The sequence below is a fragment of the Bradyrhizobium guangdongense genome, from assembly GCF_004114975.1.
In the GTDB taxonomy this organism is placed as follows: domain Bacteria; phylum Pseudomonadota; class Alphaproteobacteria; order Rhizobiales; family Xanthobacteraceae; genus Bradyrhizobium; species Bradyrhizobium guangdongense.
This window is the reverse complement of sequence record NZ_CP030051.1, coordinates 4716872-4730326: the sequence shown is the minus strand read 5'-3', so window position 1 is coordinate 4730326 and position 13455 is coordinate 4716872. Positions and strand designations below refer to the sequence as shown.

Here is a 13455-nt window from a genome sequence, read left to right as displayed (position 1 = left end):
TCCTGATCGCATAGAATCGGCGACATAGCGGCCCCGCCGCTATGTCCTGCTTTCTCTGCGGTCATGCCGGCCGTCAGCATCGGTTGGTTTCATGGCGTCCAGGCCTCTCTCTCCCGACAAACAGAAGCTCGCCGCGCAAGAGGCGGCCGAGCTCGAGACCAAGCTCGCTGCCGCTGCCGAGCCCGAGCTTGAAGACGACGAGGGCGACGAAGACGCCGACGACGAGCTTGAGCTCGACGACGATGATGACGAGGATCTCGTCGTCTTTACCGCCCGTGAGGCCGCCGGCGCGCTCGCGACCATCCTGGGTTTCGTCAAACCCTTCCTGTCCAATTACAAGCGCATCCTTGGCTATGTGGCGTTCGGTGTTCTGGTCGAGACGCTGTTCAACGTCATCATGCCGCTCAGCCTGAAATTCCTGATCGATGACGCGCTCGGCGAGGAGGACTTTCAGGCGCTGTACAAGATCCTCGGCGTGCTCGCGGCGGCCGGAATCTTCACCTCCATCGTCGCGGTCTGGTATGAGCGCTGGGACGCGCGGCTGGCGGCTTGCGTCATCTCCGACGTCCGCAAGCGCCTGTTCGAGCACGTTCAGGACCTTCCGGCGGCCTATTTCGGCCGCACCAAGCGCGGCGAGATCCTGTCGCGCTTCTCGGTCGACCTGTCGGCCTTCGAAGGCTCGGTCAAGACCTTCACCAACAGCGCCGCGCTGCCCTTCCTGGAGCTGATCGCCGGCATCATCCTGATGCTGTTCCTGAACTGGCAGCTCGCGGTGGTCGCGCTGCTGGTGTTTCCGATCACCCTGATCGGCCCGCGCATCCTGACCCCGAAGGCGGTGCAGGCCAATTACGAGCAGAAGCTCAACGAAAGCGCGCTGCTCGGCATGGTGCAGGAGAACGTGGCGGCGCAGGCCGTGATCAAGGCGTTCAGCCTGCAGCGCAAGATGTTCGGCTTCTTCACCTTCCGCAACGACGCGACCCGCGACCGGATTGCCGCCGCCGGATTCCTGTCGACGATGGTCGAACGAACGGTCACCATCTCGGTGCTGCTGTTGCACCTCGTCGTGCTCGCGATCGGCGCTTACCTTGCGACCAAGGGCCAGATCACCATCGGCACCTTCGTCACCTTCGAGAGCGCGTTCTGGGAGGTCTCCTACAACATCGCCCACGTGATGCACTTCATCCCGGTGTCGATCTCCTCGGCCGCCGCGATCCGTCATATCCAGGAGCTGCTCGACGAGCCCACGCGCGGCGCCGATCGTCCAGGTGCGCCCGACCTGCCGCGCATCACCAACGACATCACCTTCGACCACGTGACGTTCCAGTACGAGGGCAGCCAGATGCCGGTGCTGGACAATCTCAGCCTCAAGCTCAATGTCGGCAAGCGCATCGCCATCGTCGGTCCGTCGGGCTCCGGCAAGAGCACGTTGCTCAACCTGATCCTGCGCCTCTACGTGCCGGACGAGGGCCGCGTCACCATCGACGGCGTCGATGTGCGCAAGGTGACCCTGGATTCGCTGCGCCGGAGCATGGCGGTGGTGTTCCAGGAGAACATGCTGTTCAACATGTCGATCCGCGAGAACATTCGGCTCGGCAAGGAGGGCGCGACCGACGAGGAGGTCGAGGAGGCCGCCAAGAAGGCCGAGATTCACCGTTACATCATGAGCCTGCCGCAGCGCTACGACACGCCGGTCGGCGAGCGCGGCGATACGCTGTCGGGCGGCCAGCGCCAGCGTATCGCGATCGCGCGCGCGATCATCCGCAATCCCTCGGTGCTGCTGCTGGACGAGGCCACCTCGGCGCTCGACCAGACCACGGAGGCGGCGATCAATCGCACGCTGCTAAAGGTCGCCAAGGGTCGCACCATGATCTGGTCGACCCACCGTCTGACGTCGGTGGTCGAGATGGACGAGATCATCGTGATTTCAGGGGGCAGGGCGATCGAGCGCGGCTCGCATGCCGAGCTGCTGGCCAGGAACGGCACTTATCGCAAGCTGTGGAACGATCAGATCCATCAGCCCCACGGCGTGGCCGCTCAGGCCGACGTCGACAGCGATGATGACGAAGACGACGAGGACGACCTCGACGAGGATGATGAGGACGAGGACGACGAGGAGTGACCGAGGAAGTTCGGCTCCAGATGGATCGCTCCTCCAAGCCGTCGCAGCAATCCTTGGGCCGACCACGCCGTGAAACGCGCCCAGCGCTGCCCAGTCCAGTAGGGGCTCGTTGCAATTGATACGGAACGGAAGTCGAAGGCTTTCGCCGTCGACCATTGGTCGCAGGCCTGCTTGACCGGATCGGCGTAGAAGGCGGCCATCTTGGTCGCGTCCATCCCGTCGGATGCCAGCCATTGCGGGATATGGACGTTGCAGAGCCGCTCGACGTCGGTGAACACCTTGTCGCAGCCGGTGCCGGCGACCGGACACGAGGTCGCGAAAGCATCGCCCGCCAGCACCACACCCGGCTGGTGACGAGCGTCATTCACATAGAGATCGACCGGGCGGATCTTGATTTCGCCGACAATGTCGAACGGGCCGGTGATCCGCTTGAGCCGCGGCAAGGCGGCGTTCAATGTCTCGGCCGGCGCACGGCGAAATTGGGCCAACCAGGGGTCGTCGAAGCCGCGGTAGACGAACAGATTGGCCCGCATCCGTGTGCCGATCGGAAAAAGCGAGATGTAGGGGATGCGGTCGCTCGGCCGCTCCGAGAAATAGGTCAGGGCCGGGAAGTCGAAGCAATTCCGCCCCGCCGGCTCCACGTCGAACCCGATCGAGATGGAATGGCAGGCACTGATAAGAGTTCGCTTGATGCCAAGCTGGTGGCGAAGGCCGACGTTGAGGCCGTTGGCGAGCACGACCAGACGGGCCGAGATCGTCCCGTCATTGGCGAGCACAATTCTCTGCCGCTCCGGACTGGTCTCGACCGATACCGCCTTGGTCCAGCTTCGTCCGACCGTTGCAGGGATCTCGTCGCGGACCGCGTTGACCAGGGAATCGTAGCGGATGTTGAACTGCCGGGTCGGCGCCTTGTCGAGCAGATGGCCGAAACGCGCGATCCAGTTCTCGCCGGAGAACGTCGCGCGACGCAGGACTGAGTCGGCGATTCCGCTCCGCTGGAATCGCTCGATCTGCCCGTGACCGCTGAGCTTTTCGACGCGAAAATCGGCCGGATAGGTCTGGTGCGGGTCGATCAGCACCGCCGAAATGCCGGCGCGTCCGAGCATCGCGGCGGCGGTTGAGCCGGCAAGTCCCCCGCCAATGATGGCAATATCGGTATACCGCATGGCGCCTGTCTCTGCCGGAGCGAGGCAGATTGCCGCATCAACAGGAAAAAAAGCCTTAGCATGGGATATAAAAGTATATTTCGCCCGGATATAATTTGCATAGCTCTTGAGAGGCGGAGCCTTCGCTACCATATCGGAGGCCTGCGGCGAGGGCGTCGGGCGGGCAATTTCCGAAGGCGCGAGAAGCGCTTTGTCGCTGTCGTTTCGCCTTGACTTGACCGATTCTCACTTATAGAAAGCGCCTCACTTAACGACAGGCGGTGAGCATCGCCAGCGTCGGAACGGGCCACCCGTTGATCCCCAGGGATCGCTCAACGGGCACCAACCTCGACGAATGCCGCTCAAACGCTGTCGATAATAGCTAGGCAATGCCAGTGCGATTTTAGGTCTCTCGAGCCAGTTCTCTTGAGGTCGAATTCGGATGCATGACCTCAGTGCGCGGGCCGCGGCTTTGAGCTGACCGGCCTAAATACTGCGGTCCTCTGTGGCGTCGAAGCGCTTTCCGCTCGGTGATGGAGCGGTTGGCGCGATTTCGCTTTGCGCGGATTGTTCCGTGCGGAGCGGGCCTCGTCGGCGGGAAGCTCGACAAGAATTTGCGGTCCCGGCAACGGGCCGCGGCAAGACAGCGGGCCCGGAAGGGGTCGCGATAACAAAGGGTAAGGCCAGGATGCCGACGATCAACCAGCTGATCGCTCAACCGCGTGAAGTGCAGAAGTCGCGCAAGAAGGTGCCGGCGCTGCAGCAGTCGCCGCAGAAGCGTGGTGTTTGCACCCGCGTCTACACCACGACCCCGAAGAAGCCGAACTCGGCGCTTCGTAAGGTCGCCAAGGTGCGTCTGACCAACGGTTTCGAGGTGATCGGCTACATCCCGGGTGAGGGCCATAACCTTCAGGAGCACTCGGTGGTCATGATCCGCGGCGGCCGCGTCAAGGACTTGCCCGGCGTGCGCTATCACATCCTCCGCGGCGTTCTGGATACCCAGGGCGTCAAGAACCGTAAGCAGCGTCGTTCGAAGTACGGCGCGAAGCGTCCGAAGTAAGCGGGAACCAGCTCAATGTCTCGTCGCCACTCAGCGGAAAAGCGCGAAGTTCTTCCCGATCCGAAGTTCGGGAACATCATCGTCACGAAGTTCATGAACTCGGTGATGTACGCCGGCAAGAAGTCGGTCGCCGAAGGTATCGTCTATGGCGCGTTTGGTATCATCGAATCCAAGACCAAGCAGAACCCGCTCGGCGTGTTCGAGCAGGCACTCGAGAACGTCATGCCGACGATCGAAGTGCGCTCCCGCCGCGTCGGCGGCGCGACCTATCAGGTTCCGGTCGAAGTTCGCTCGACCCGTCGTCAGGCTCTCGGCATCCGCTGGCTGATCGCAGCTGCGCGCGAGCGCAACGAGAAGACGATGACGGAGCGGCTCTCGGCTGAGCTCCTCGACGCATCGAACAACCGTGGGAACGCCGTCAAGAAGCGTGAAGACGTGCACCGGATGGCGGAAGCCAACCGCGCCTTCTCGCACTATCGCTGGTAACGGCGAAACAAACGGACTCGCAAGGAACACCCCATGCCCCGCCAACATGCCATCGAGGACTACCGTAACTTCGGTATCATGGCGCATATCGACGCCGGTAAGACGACGACGACCGAGCGCATCCTCTATTACACCGGCAAGAGCCACAAGATCGGCGAAGTGCACGAAGGTGCCGCGACGATGGACTGGATGGAGCAGGAGCAGGAGCGTGGCATCACGATCACCTCGGCTGCGACCACCGCGTTCTGGGCCGGCAAGCGCCTGAACATCATCGACACTCCCGGCCACGTCGACTTCACCATTGAAGTCGAGCGCAGCTTGCGCGTGCTCGACGGCGCCGTCTGCGTGCTCGACTCGAACCAGGGCGTTGAGCCCCAGACCGAGACCGTCTGGCGCCAAGGCGACAAGTACAAGGTTCCGCGCATCGTCTTCGCCAACAAGATGGACAAGATCGGCGCCGATTTCTTCAAGTGTCTGGCCGACATCGTTGACCGTCTGGGTGCGAAGCCCGTCGCGATTCAGCTTCCGATCGGTGCCGAGAACAACTTCAAGGGTCTCGTCGACCTCGTGAAGATGAAGGGCGTCGTCTGGAACGACGAGTCGCTCGGCGCGAAGTTCGACTATGTCGACATTCCGGAAGATCTCGTCGACCAAGCCAAGGAATACCGCGAGAAGATGGTGGAAGCCGCCGTCGAGCTCGACGACGATGCCATGGCCGCCTATCTCGACGGCAAGGAGCCCGATGAGGCGACCCTGAAGCGCCTGATCCGCAAGGCGGTGCTCACCGGCGCGTTCTATCCCGTGCTGTGCGGCTCGGCCTTCAAGAACAAGGGCGTGCAGCCGCTGCTCGACGCCGTCGTCGACTATCTGCCTTCGCCGCTCGACGTGCCCGCGATCAAGGGTACCGACGACAAGGGCAACGAAGTCGTGCGCAAGGCGGACGACAAGGAGCCGCTGGCTCTGCTCGCGTTCAAGATCATGGACGACCCGTTCGTCGGCACCATCACCTTCTGTCGCATCTACTCCGGCGTTCTGCAGAGCGGCACCGGCGTCGTGAACTCGACCCGTGAGAAGAAGGAGCGCATCGGGCGCATGCTCTTGATGCATGCGAACAATCGCGAAGATATCAAGGAAGCCTATGCCGGCGATATCGTCGCGCTGGCCGGCCTGAAGGAAGCGCGCACTGGTGATACGCTGTGCGATCCCGACAAGCAGGTGATCCTCGAAAAGATGGAATTCCCCGAGCCGGTCATCGAGATCGCCATCGAGCCGAAGTCCAAGGCCGACCAGGAGAAGCTGGGCGTGGCGCTGGCCAAGCTCGCCGCGGAGGATCCGTCCTTCCGCGTGTCGACAGATCACGAGTCCGGTCAGACCATCCTCAAGGGCATGGGCGAACTCCATCTCGACATCAAGGTCGACATCCTCAAGCGCACCTACAAGGTCGACGCCAACATCGGCGCGCCGCAGGTGGCGTTCCGTGAGCGTGTCACCAAGCGCGTCGAGCACAGCTACACCCACAAGAAGCAGACGGGTGGTACGGGCCAGTTCGCCGCCGTCTCGTTCATCGTCGAGCCGAACGAGCCCGGCAAGGGCTACGAGTTCGAGTCGAAGATCGTCGGCGGCGCGGTGCCGAAGGAATACATCCCCGGCGTCGAGAAGGGCCTCGAGAGCGTGCTGTCGTCCGGCGTGGTCGCGGGCTTCCCCGTGGTCGACGTCAAGGTGCAGCTCGTCGACGGCAAGTATCACGACGTCGACTCGTCGGCGCTCGCCTTCGAAATCGCTTCGCGCGCCTGCTTCCGCGAAGCGCTGCAGATGGGCAAGTCCGTCCTGCTCGAGCCGATCATGAAGGTCGAAGTGGTGACCCCGGAAGACTACACCGGCTCGGTCATCGGCGACCTGAATTCCCGGCGCGGTCAGATCCAGGGTCAGGACATGCGCGGCAACGCCAACGTCATCAACGCGATGGTGCCGCTCATGAACATGTTCGGTTACGTGAATAACCTGCGCTCGATGAGCCAGGGTCGCGCGACCTTCACCATGCAGTTCGATCACTACGCAGAAGCGCCGGCTAACGTGTCGGCGGAAGTCCAAAAGAAGTTTGCCTGATTGTCGTCGGTCTCAAGCTGACGATTGAACGGAGAGTCAAATGGCCAAAGCAAAGTTTGAACGTACCAAGCCGCACTGCAATATCGGCACCATCGGTCACGTCGACCATGGCAAGACGTCGCTGACCGCGGCGATCACCAAGGTTCTCGCCGAAGCCGGCGGTGCGACGTTCACCGCATACGACCAGATCGACAAGGCGCCGGAAGAGAAGGCGCGCGGCATCACGATCTCGACCGCGCACGTCGAGTACGAGACGCCGAACCGCCACTACGCCCACGTCGACTGCCCAGGCCACGCCGACTACGTGAAGAACATGATCACCGGCGCCGCCCAGATGGATGGCGCGATCCTGGTCGTGTCGGCCGCTGACGGCCCGATGCCGCAGACCCGCGAGCACATCCTGCTCGCCCGCCAGGTCGGCGTGCCCGCGCTCGTCGTGTTCCTGAACAAGTGCGACATGGTCGATGATCCGGAGCTGCTCGAGCTCGTCGAGCTCGAAGTCCGCGAGCTGCTCTCCAAGTACGACTTCCCGGGCGACAAGATTCCGATCATCAAGGGTTCGGCGCTCGCCGCTCTCGAAGATTCCGACAAGAAGCTCGGCCACGACGCCATCATCGAGCTGATGAAGAACGTCGACAGCTACATCCCGCAGCCGGAGCGTCCGATCGACCAGCCGTTCCTGATGCCGGTTGAAGACGTGTTCTCGATCTCGGGCCGCGGCACCGTCGTGACCGGCCGCGTCGAGCGCGGCATCGTCAAGGTTGGCGAGGAAATCGAGATCGTCGGTCTCCGTGCCACCCAGAAGACCACCGTCACCGGCGTCGAAATGTTCCGCAAGCTGCTCGATCAGGGCCAGGCCGGCGACAACATCGGTGCGCTGCTCCGCGGCACCAAGCGCGAAGACGTCGAGCGCGGCCAGGTGCTGTGCAAGCCGGGTTCGGTCAAGCCGCACACCAAGTTCAAGGCTGAGGCTTACATCCTCACCAAGGAAGAGGGCGGTCGCCACACCCCGTTCTTCACCAACTACCGTCCGCAGTTCTACTTCCGCACCACCGACGTGACCGGTGTGGTGCACCTGCCGGAAGGCACCGAGATGGTGATGCCGGGCGACAACATCGCGATGGAAGTGCACCTGATTGTGCCGATCGCGATGGAAGAGAAGCTCCGTTTCGCGATCCGCGAAGGTGGCCGCACCGTCGGCGCCGGCGTCGTCGCTTCGATCATCGAGTAATTACGAGAATAGGGATCGGCGAGTAGCGAATGGTGACATTCGCTATTCGCTATTCGCCACCCAACGAAGAGAGACACGGCAATGAACGGCCAAAATATTCGCATCCGTCTCAAAGCGTTCGACCATCGTATCCTCGATACGTCGACCCGCGAGATCGTGAACACGGCGAAGCGCACCGGTGCGCAGGTCCGCGGACCCATTCCGCTGCCCACCCGCATCGAGAAGTTCACCGTCAACCGTTCGCCCCACGTCGACAAGAAGAGCCGCGAACAGTTCGAGATGCGCACTCACAAGCGTCTGCTCGACATCGTCGATCCGACCCCGCAGACCGTCGATGCTTTGATGAAGCTCGACCTGGCCGCCGGTGTCGACGTCGAGATCAAGCTCTAAGATTTTTGGATCACGTTCGCGGTTAGCGGACAGAAAGAACAGGAAGCACGCCGATGCGCTCCGGAGTGATCGCACAAAAGGTCGGGATGACGCGGGTCTTTACAGAGGCCGGCGAACATATCCCCGTGACCGTGCTGAAGCTCGGCAATTGCCAGGTCGTAGGCCACCGCACTGAAGAGAAGAACGGCTATGTCGCGCTCCAGCTTGGTTCTGGCAGCCGCAAGACCGTGTACATGCCCAAGGCGGAGCGCGGCCAGTTCGCGGTCGCCAAGGTCGAGCCGAAGCGGCAGGTCGAGGAGTTCCGCGTGTCCGCGGATGCCATGATCCCCGTCGGCGCCGAGATTCTCGCCGATCACTTCGTCGTCGGCCAGTTCGTCGACGTCACCGGCACCTCGGTCGGTAAGGGCTTCGCCGGCGGTATGAAGCGCTGGAACTTCGGCGGTCTGCGCGCCACGCACGGTGTGTCGATCTCGCACCGTTCGATCGGTTCGACCGGCGGTCGTCAGGATCCCGGCAAGACCTGGAAGAACAAGAAGATGCCCGGCCACATGGGTGTCGATCGCATCACCACGCTCAACCTTCGCGTCGTCCAGACCGATGTCGAGCGCGGCCTGATCCTCGTCGAAGGCGCCGTTCCCGGTTCCAAGGGCGGCTGGATCCGCGTGCGCGACGCCGTCAAGAAGCCGCTGCCGAAGGAAGCTCCGAAGCCCGGCAAGTTCAAGGTTGCGGGCGGCGAAGCCGAGGCTGCGGCCCAGCAAGAGGGTGCGTGAGATGGAATTGAAGGTCACCACCCTCGAGGGTAAGGAAGCCGGCTCCGTCCAGCTGTCCGACGCCATTTTCGGGCTCGAGCCGCGCCAGGACATCATTGCACGCTGCGTGCAGTGGCAGCTCAACAAGCGTCAGGCCGGCACTCACAAGGCCAAGGGCCGCGCCGAGATCTGGCGCACCGGCAAGAAGATGTACAAGCAGAAGGGCACCGGCGGTGCTCGTCACGGCTCGGCCCGCGTGCCGCAGTTCCGCGGCGGCGGCCGTGCCTTCGGTCCGGTGGTGCGCTCGCACGCCACCGACCTGCCGAAGAAGGTCCGTGCGCTCGCTCTGAAGCATGCGCTCTCGGCCAAGGCCAAGGACGGCGACCTGCTCGTGATCGACAAGGCCGCGCTGGAAGCCGCCAAGACCAAGGCGCTGCTCGGTCACTTCTCGGGCCTCGGCTTGACCAACGCGCTGATCATCGACGGCGCCGAGCTCAACAACGGCTTTGCCGCTGCGGCCCGCAACATCCCGAACATGGACGTGCTGCCGATCCAGGGCATCAACGTCTATGACATCCTGCGCCGTCAGAAGCTCGTTCTGACCAAGGCCGCCATCGATGCGCTGGAGGCGCGCTTCAAATGACGAAGAACATCGAGGCCCGCCATTACGACGTGATCGTCGCGCCTGTCGTCACCGAAAAGGCGACGCTGGCGTCCGAGCACAACAAGGTCCTGTTCAAGGTGGCCGCCAAGGCGACCAAGCCGCAGATCAAGGAAGCGATCGAGAAGCTCTTCGACGTCAAGGTCAAGAGCGTCAACACGCTGGTCCGCAAGGGCAAGGTCAAGGTCTTCCGCGGCAATCTCGGCTCGCAGTCGAACACCAAGCGCGCGATCGTGACCCTCGAAGAGGGCCACCGGATCGACGTCACCACCGGTCTGTAAGGTCGCACGACGATGGCACTGAAGACATTCAATCCCACGACGCCCGGCCAGCGCCAGCTGGTCATGGTCGATCGTTCGGCGCTCTACAAGGGCAAGCCGGTCAAGGCGCTTACCGAAGGCAAGAAGTCCTCGGGCGGCCGCAACAACACCGGCCGGATCACCGTGCGCTTCCGCGGCGGCGGCCACAAGCAGACGCTGCGCACCGTCGATTTCAAGCGTGAGAAGATCGACGTTCCCGCGACCGTCGAGCGGCTGGAATACGATCCGAACCGCACCGGCTTCATCGCCCTGATCAAGTATCAGGACGGCGAGCAGGCTTACATCCTGGCGCCGCAGCGCCTGGCCGTGGGTGACACCATCGTTGCCGGCAACTACGTCGACGTGAAGCCGGGCAACGTCATGCCGCTCGGCAACATGCCGGTCGGCACGATCATCCACAACATCGAGGTCAAGATCGGGAAGGGCGGCCAGCTCGCTCGTTCCGCCGGCACCTACGCCCAGCTGGTCGGTCGCGACCAGGACTACGTGATCATCCGCCTGAACTCGGGTGAGCAGCGCCTGGTGCACGGCCGTTGCCGCGGCACGATCGGCGCGGTGTCGAACCCGGATCACATGAACACCTCGATCGGCAAGGCCGGTCGCAAGCGTTGGATGGGCCGTCGTCCGCACAACCGCGGTGTCGCCATGAACCCGATCGACCATCCGCACGGCGGTGGTGAAGGTCGTACCTCGGGCGGTCGCCACCCGGTCACCCCGTGGGGCAAGCCGACCAAGGGCAAGAAGACCCGCACCAACAAGTCGACCAACAAATTCATTCTCCTAAGCCGCCACAAGCGGAAGAAGTAAGGAACGACGGACATGGTTCGTTCAGTCTGGAAAGGCCCGTTCGTCGAGGGTTCTCTGCTCAAGAAGGCAGATGCCGCGCGCGCATCCGGCCGTCACGACGTCATCAAGATCTGGAGCCGTCGCTCGACGATCCTGCCGCAATTCGTCGGCCTGACCTTCGGCGTCTACAACGGTCAGAAGCACGTGCCGGTGGCCGTCAACGAGGAAATGGTCGGTCACAAGTTCGGCGAGTTCTCGCCGACCCGGACCTTCCATGGCCACTCCGGCGACAAGAAAGCCAAGAAGGCTTGAGGATTAAACGATGAGCAAACCTAAGCGCGAACGGAGCCTCGCCGAGAACGAGGCCAAGGCGGTCGCCCGGATGCTGCGGGTGAGCCCGCAGAAGCTCAACCTGGTCGCCCAGCTCATTCGCGGCCGGAAGGCTTCCGCTGCGCTCGCCGACCTGCAGTTTTCGCGCAAGCGGATCGCGGTGGACGTGAAGAAGTGCCTGGAATCGGCTATCGCCAACGCCGAAAACAACCACGACCTGGACGTCGACGATCTCGTCGTGGCGCAGGCCTTCGTCGGCAACGGTCTGGTGATGAAGCGCTTTGCCGCTCGCGGCCGTGGTCGCTCGGGCCGTGTCTACAAACCATTTTCGCAGCTGACGATCATCGTTCGTCAGGTCGAAGCCGAAGCAGCGGCTTAAGGGACGCAGGAGAACACGATGGGTCAAAAGATCAATCCGATCGGTCTGCGCCTCGGCATCAACCGGACCTGGGATTCCCGCTGGTTCGCCGGCAAGCAGGAATACGGCAAGCTTCTGCACGAGGACGTCAAGATCCGCGAGATCCTGCACAAGGAGCTCAAGCAGGCGGCCGTCGCCCGCATCGTGATCGAGCGTCCGCACAAGAAGTGCCGCGTCACCATCCACTCGGCCCGTCCGGGCGTGGTGATCGGCAAGAAGGGCGCCGACATCGACAAGCTTCGCAAGAAGGTCGCGGACATCACCTCGTCCGACGTCGTCATCAACATCGTCGAAATCCGCAAGCCGGAGCTCGATGCGACGCTGGTGGCCGAGTCGATCGCGCAGCAGCTCGAGCGCCGTGTGGCGTTCCGCCGCGCCATGAAGCGCGCCGTTCAGTCGGCGATGCGTCTCGGCGCGGAAGGCATCCGCATCAACTGCTCGGGTCGACTGGGCGGAGCGGAAATCGCCCGCATGGAGTGGTACCGCGAAGGTCGCGTGCCGCTGCACACGCTGCGCGCCGACATCGACTACGGCGTTGCGACCGCGTTCACGACCTTCGGCACCTGCGGCGTCAAGGTCTGGATCTTCAAGGGCGAGATCCTCGAGCACGATCCGATGGCCCAGGACAAGAGAATGGCCGAAGGCGAGACGGGTGGCAGCAGCGATCGTGGTGGCCGTCAGCGCCGCGACAATGCTGCAGCCTGAGCTGCACTGAGAATTTGAGGGCTTGAAGCCATGATGCAACCTAAGAAAACGAAGTTCCGGAAGGCGCATAAGGGCCGCATCCACGGCGTTGCGTCTTCGGGCGCGACGTTGGCGTTCGGCCAGTTCGGCCTGAAGGCGACCGAGCCTGAGCGCGTCACCGCGCGCCAGATCGAAGCCGCCCGCCGCGCGCTGACCCGCCACATGAAGCGCGCCGGCCGCGTCTGGATCCGCGTGTTCCCCGACGTTCCGGTGTCGAAGAAGCCGGCCGAAGTCCGCATGGGCTCCGGCAAGGGTTCGCCGGAACTGTGGGTGGCCCGCGTCAAGCCGGGCCGGGTGCTGTTCGAGATCGACGGCGTCAACACGCAGACGGCGCGCGAGGCGCTGACGCTGGCGGCCGCCAAGCTGCCGATCAAGACGCGCTTCGTCGAGCGCATTGCGGAGTAATGGCCATGGCCCAGATGAAGATCGAAGACATCCGCGCGATGAGCCCCGACCAGCAGGACGACGCCGTCCTGAACCTGAAGAAGGAGCGCTTCAACCTGCGCTTCCAGCGTGCCACCGGGCAGCTCGAGAACACCTCGCGCCTGCGCGAGGCTCGCCGCGACATCGCCCGGATCAAGACTGTCGCTGCGCAGCAGCGCGCGAAGAAGAAGTAAGGGGCTAACGGATATGCCGAAACGTACTTTGCAAGGCGTGGTCGTCAGCGACAAGACTGCCAAGACCGTCGTGGTGCGCGTCGATCGCCGCTTCACGCATCCGATCTACAAGAAGACGATCCGCCGTTCGAAGAACTACCACGCGCACGACGAGAACAACGAGTTCAAGCCGGGCGACATGGTCTGGATCGAAGAGACCAAGCCGATTTCGAAGTTGAAGTGCTGGATCGTGATCCGGGGCGAACACAAGAAAAGCGCCTGATCTGTTGGCCTTGGCCGATTGACTTCAGGGA

General features: G+C 63.1%; 17 protein-coding genes. 16 read left to right on the top strand and 1 reads right to left on the bottom strand.

The annotated features are described in order from the left end of the window. Positions 1-91: 91 nt before the first annotated feature. A complete protein-coding gene (locus tag X265_RS22800; RefSeq protein WP_128966834.1) occupies positions 92-2119 on the top strand; it encodes an ABC transporter ATP-binding protein in 2028 nt (675 codons plus the stop codon). Here the strand turns inward: X265_RS22800 and X265_RS22795 are convergent. Beyond that, positions 2035-3285: an FAD-dependent oxidoreductase gene (locus X265_RS22795; RefSeq protein ID WP_128966833.1), complete on the bottom strand. Its 1251-nt coding sequence runs from the start codon at positions 3283-3285 to the stop codon at positions 2035-2037. The genes X265_RS22800 and X265_RS22795 overlap by 85 nt on opposite strands. A gap of 667 nt (positions 3286-3952) precedes the next feature. On the opposite strand from X265_RS22795, the gene rpsL reads away from it, so the two are divergent. The 15 genes from rpsL (at position 3953) to rpsQ (ending at position 13424) form a co-directional block, all read left to right on the top strand. Next, positions 3953-4324, top strand: coding sequence for a 30S ribosomal protein S12 (rpsL, locus tag X265_RS22790; protein ID WP_007603006.1), 372 nt, complete (start codon positions 3953-3955; stop codon positions 4322-4324). 15 nt (positions 4325-4339) lie between these two features. Next, positions 4340-4810 (top strand): 30S ribosomal protein S7, encoded by a 471-nt coding sequence (gene rpsG / locus X265_RS22785; RefSeq protein ID WP_018647239.1) that lies wholly within the window; start codon positions 4340-4342, stop codon positions 4808-4810. Positions 4811-4843: 33 nt separating this feature from the next. Beyond that, the gene (gene fusA / locus X265_RS22780) at positions 4844-6916 is read left to right on the top strand and encodes an elongation factor G (protein WP_128966832.1); all 2073 of its coding nucleotides are present in this window, start codon (positions 4844-4846) and stop codon (positions 6914-6916) included. Between the two features lie 40 nt (positions 6917-6956). Then, positions 6957-8147 (top strand): elongation factor Tu, encoded by a 1191-nt coding sequence (tuf, locus tag X265_RS22775; protein ID WP_128966831.1) that lies wholly within the window; start codon positions 6957-6959, stop codon positions 8145-8147. A gap of 81 nt (positions 8148-8228) precedes the next feature. Beyond that, entirely contained in the window at positions 8229-8537 is a 309-nt protein-coding gene (rpsJ, locus tag X265_RS22770) for a 30S ribosomal protein S10 (protein WP_002712302.1), read from the top strand. 53 nt (positions 8538-8590) lie between these two features. Continuing rightward, a complete protein-coding gene (gene rplC / locus X265_RS22765; RefSeq protein ID WP_128966830.1) occupies positions 8591-9307 on the top strand; it encodes a 50S ribosomal protein L3 in 717 nt (238 codons plus the stop codon). Position 9308: 1 nt separating this feature from the next. Then, positions 9309-9929 carry a 50S ribosomal protein L4 gene (rplD, locus tag X265_RS22760; RefSeq protein WP_011088150.1) on the top strand — a complete coding sequence of 207 codons (621 nt, stop codon included), beginning with the start codon at positions 9309-9311 and terminating at the stop codon, positions 9927-9929. Continuing rightward, complete coding sequence (locus X265_RS22755; protein WP_092294145.1) at positions 9926-10228, top strand: 50S ribosomal protein L23; 303 nt, start codon at positions 9926-9928, stop codon at positions 10226-10228. The genes rplD and X265_RS22755 overlap by 4 nt, the downstream gene beginning before the upstream one ends. Positions 10229-10240: 12 nt before the next feature. Then, a complete protein-coding gene (gene rplB, locus X265_RS22750; RefSeq protein ID WP_092294147.1) occupies positions 10241-11074 on the top strand; it encodes a 50S ribosomal protein L2 in 834 nt (277 codons plus the stop codon). A 12-nt stretch (positions 11075-11086) separates the two neighbouring features. Next, the gene (rpsS, locus tag X265_RS22745; RefSeq protein WP_008136357.1) at positions 11087-11365 is read left to right on the top strand and encodes a 30S ribosomal protein S19; all 279 of its coding nucleotides are present in this window, start codon (positions 11087-11089) and stop codon (positions 11363-11365) included. Between the two features lie 10 nt (positions 11366-11375). After that, positions 11376-11762 (top strand): 50S ribosomal protein L22, encoded by a 387-nt coding sequence (gene rplV / locus X265_RS22740; RefSeq protein WP_024342451.1) that lies wholly within the window; start codon positions 11376-11378, stop codon positions 11760-11762. A gap of 18 nt (positions 11763-11780) precedes the next feature. Beyond that, positions 11781-12506 (top strand): 30S ribosomal protein S3, encoded by a 726-nt coding sequence (rpsC, locus tag X265_RS22735; protein WP_128966829.1) that lies wholly within the window; start codon positions 11781-11783, stop codon positions 12504-12506. Positions 12507-12536: 30 nt separating this feature from the next. Further along, complete coding sequence (gene rplP, locus X265_RS22730) at positions 12537-12950, top strand: 50S ribosomal protein L16 (protein WP_008136349.1); 414 nt, start codon at positions 12537-12539, stop codon at positions 12948-12950. Positions 12951-12955: 5 nt separating this feature from the next. Continuing rightward, positions 12956-13162, top strand: coding sequence for a 50S ribosomal protein L29 (rpmC, locus tag X265_RS22725; protein WP_027520957.1), 207 nt, complete (start codon positions 12956-12958; stop codon positions 13160-13162). Between the two features lie 13 nt (positions 13163-13175). Then, complete coding sequence (rpsQ, locus tag X265_RS22720; RefSeq protein ID WP_057745481.1) at positions 13176-13424, top strand: 30S ribosomal protein S17; 249 nt, start codon at positions 13176-13178, stop codon at positions 13422-13424. Positions 13425-13455: the final 31 nt, after the last annotated feature.

Bases quoted from the DNA above. Each gene is read 5' to 3' on its own strand.
- X265_RS22800 (WP_128966834.1), top strand. From the start codon at position 92: ATGGCGTCCAGGCCTCTCTCTCCCGACAAACAGAAGCTCGCCGCGCAA.
- X265_RS22795 (WP_128966833.1), bottom strand. From the start codon at position 3,285: ATGCGGTATACCGATATTGCCATCATTGGCGGGGGACTTGCCGGCTCA.
- rpsL (WP_007603006.1), top strand. From the start codon at position 3,953: ATGCCGACGATCAACCAGCTGATCGCTCAACCGCGTGAAGTGCAGAAG.
- rpsG (WP_018647239.1), top strand. From the start codon at position 4,340: ATGTCTCGTCGCCACTCAGCGGAAAAGCGCGAAGTTCTTCCCGATCCG.
- fusA (WP_128966832.1), top strand. From the start codon at position 4,844: ATGCCCCGCCAACATGCCATCGAGGACTACCGTAACTTCGGTATCATG.
- tuf (WP_128966831.1), top strand. From the start codon at position 6,957: ATGGCCAAAGCAAAGTTTGAACGTACCAAGCCGCACTGCAATATCGGC.
- rpsJ (WP_002712302.1), top strand. From the start codon at position 8,229: ATGAACGGCCAAAATATTCGCATCCGTCTCAAAGCGTTCGACCATCGT.
- rplC (WP_128966830.1), top strand. From the start codon at position 8,591: ATGCGCTCCGGAGTGATCGCACAAAAGGTCGGGATGACGCGGGTCTTT.
- rplD (WP_011088150.1), top strand. From the start codon at position 9,309: ATGGAATTGAAGGTCACCACCCTCGAGGGTAAGGAAGCCGGCTCCGTC.
- X265_RS22755 (WP_092294145.1), top strand. From the start codon at position 9,926: ATGACGAAGAACATCGAGGCCCGCCATTACGACGTGATCGTCGCGCCT.
- rplB (WP_092294147.1), top strand. From the start codon at position 10,241: ATGGCACTGAAGACATTCAATCCCACGACGCCCGGCCAGCGCCAGCTG.
- rpsS (WP_008136357.1), top strand. From the start codon at position 11,087: ATGGTTCGTTCAGTCTGGAAAGGCCCGTTCGTCGAGGGTTCTCTGCTC.
- rplV (WP_024342451.1), top strand. From the start codon at position 11,376: ATGAGCAAACCTAAGCGCGAACGGAGCCTCGCCGAGAACGAGGCCAAG.
- rpsC (WP_128966829.1), top strand. From the start codon at position 11,781: ATGGGTCAAAAGATCAATCCGATCGGTCTGCGCCTCGGCATCAACCGG.
- rplP (WP_008136349.1), top strand. From the start codon at position 12,537: ATGATGCAACCTAAGAAAACGAAGTTCCGGAAGGCGCATAAGGGCCGC.
- rpmC (WP_027520957.1), top strand. From the start codon at position 12,956: ATGGCCCAGATGAAGATCGAAGACATCCGCGCGATGAGCCCCGACCAG.
- rpsQ (WP_057745481.1), top strand. From the start codon at position 13,176: ATGCCGAAACGTACTTTGCAAGGCGTGGTCGTCAGCGACAAGACTGCC.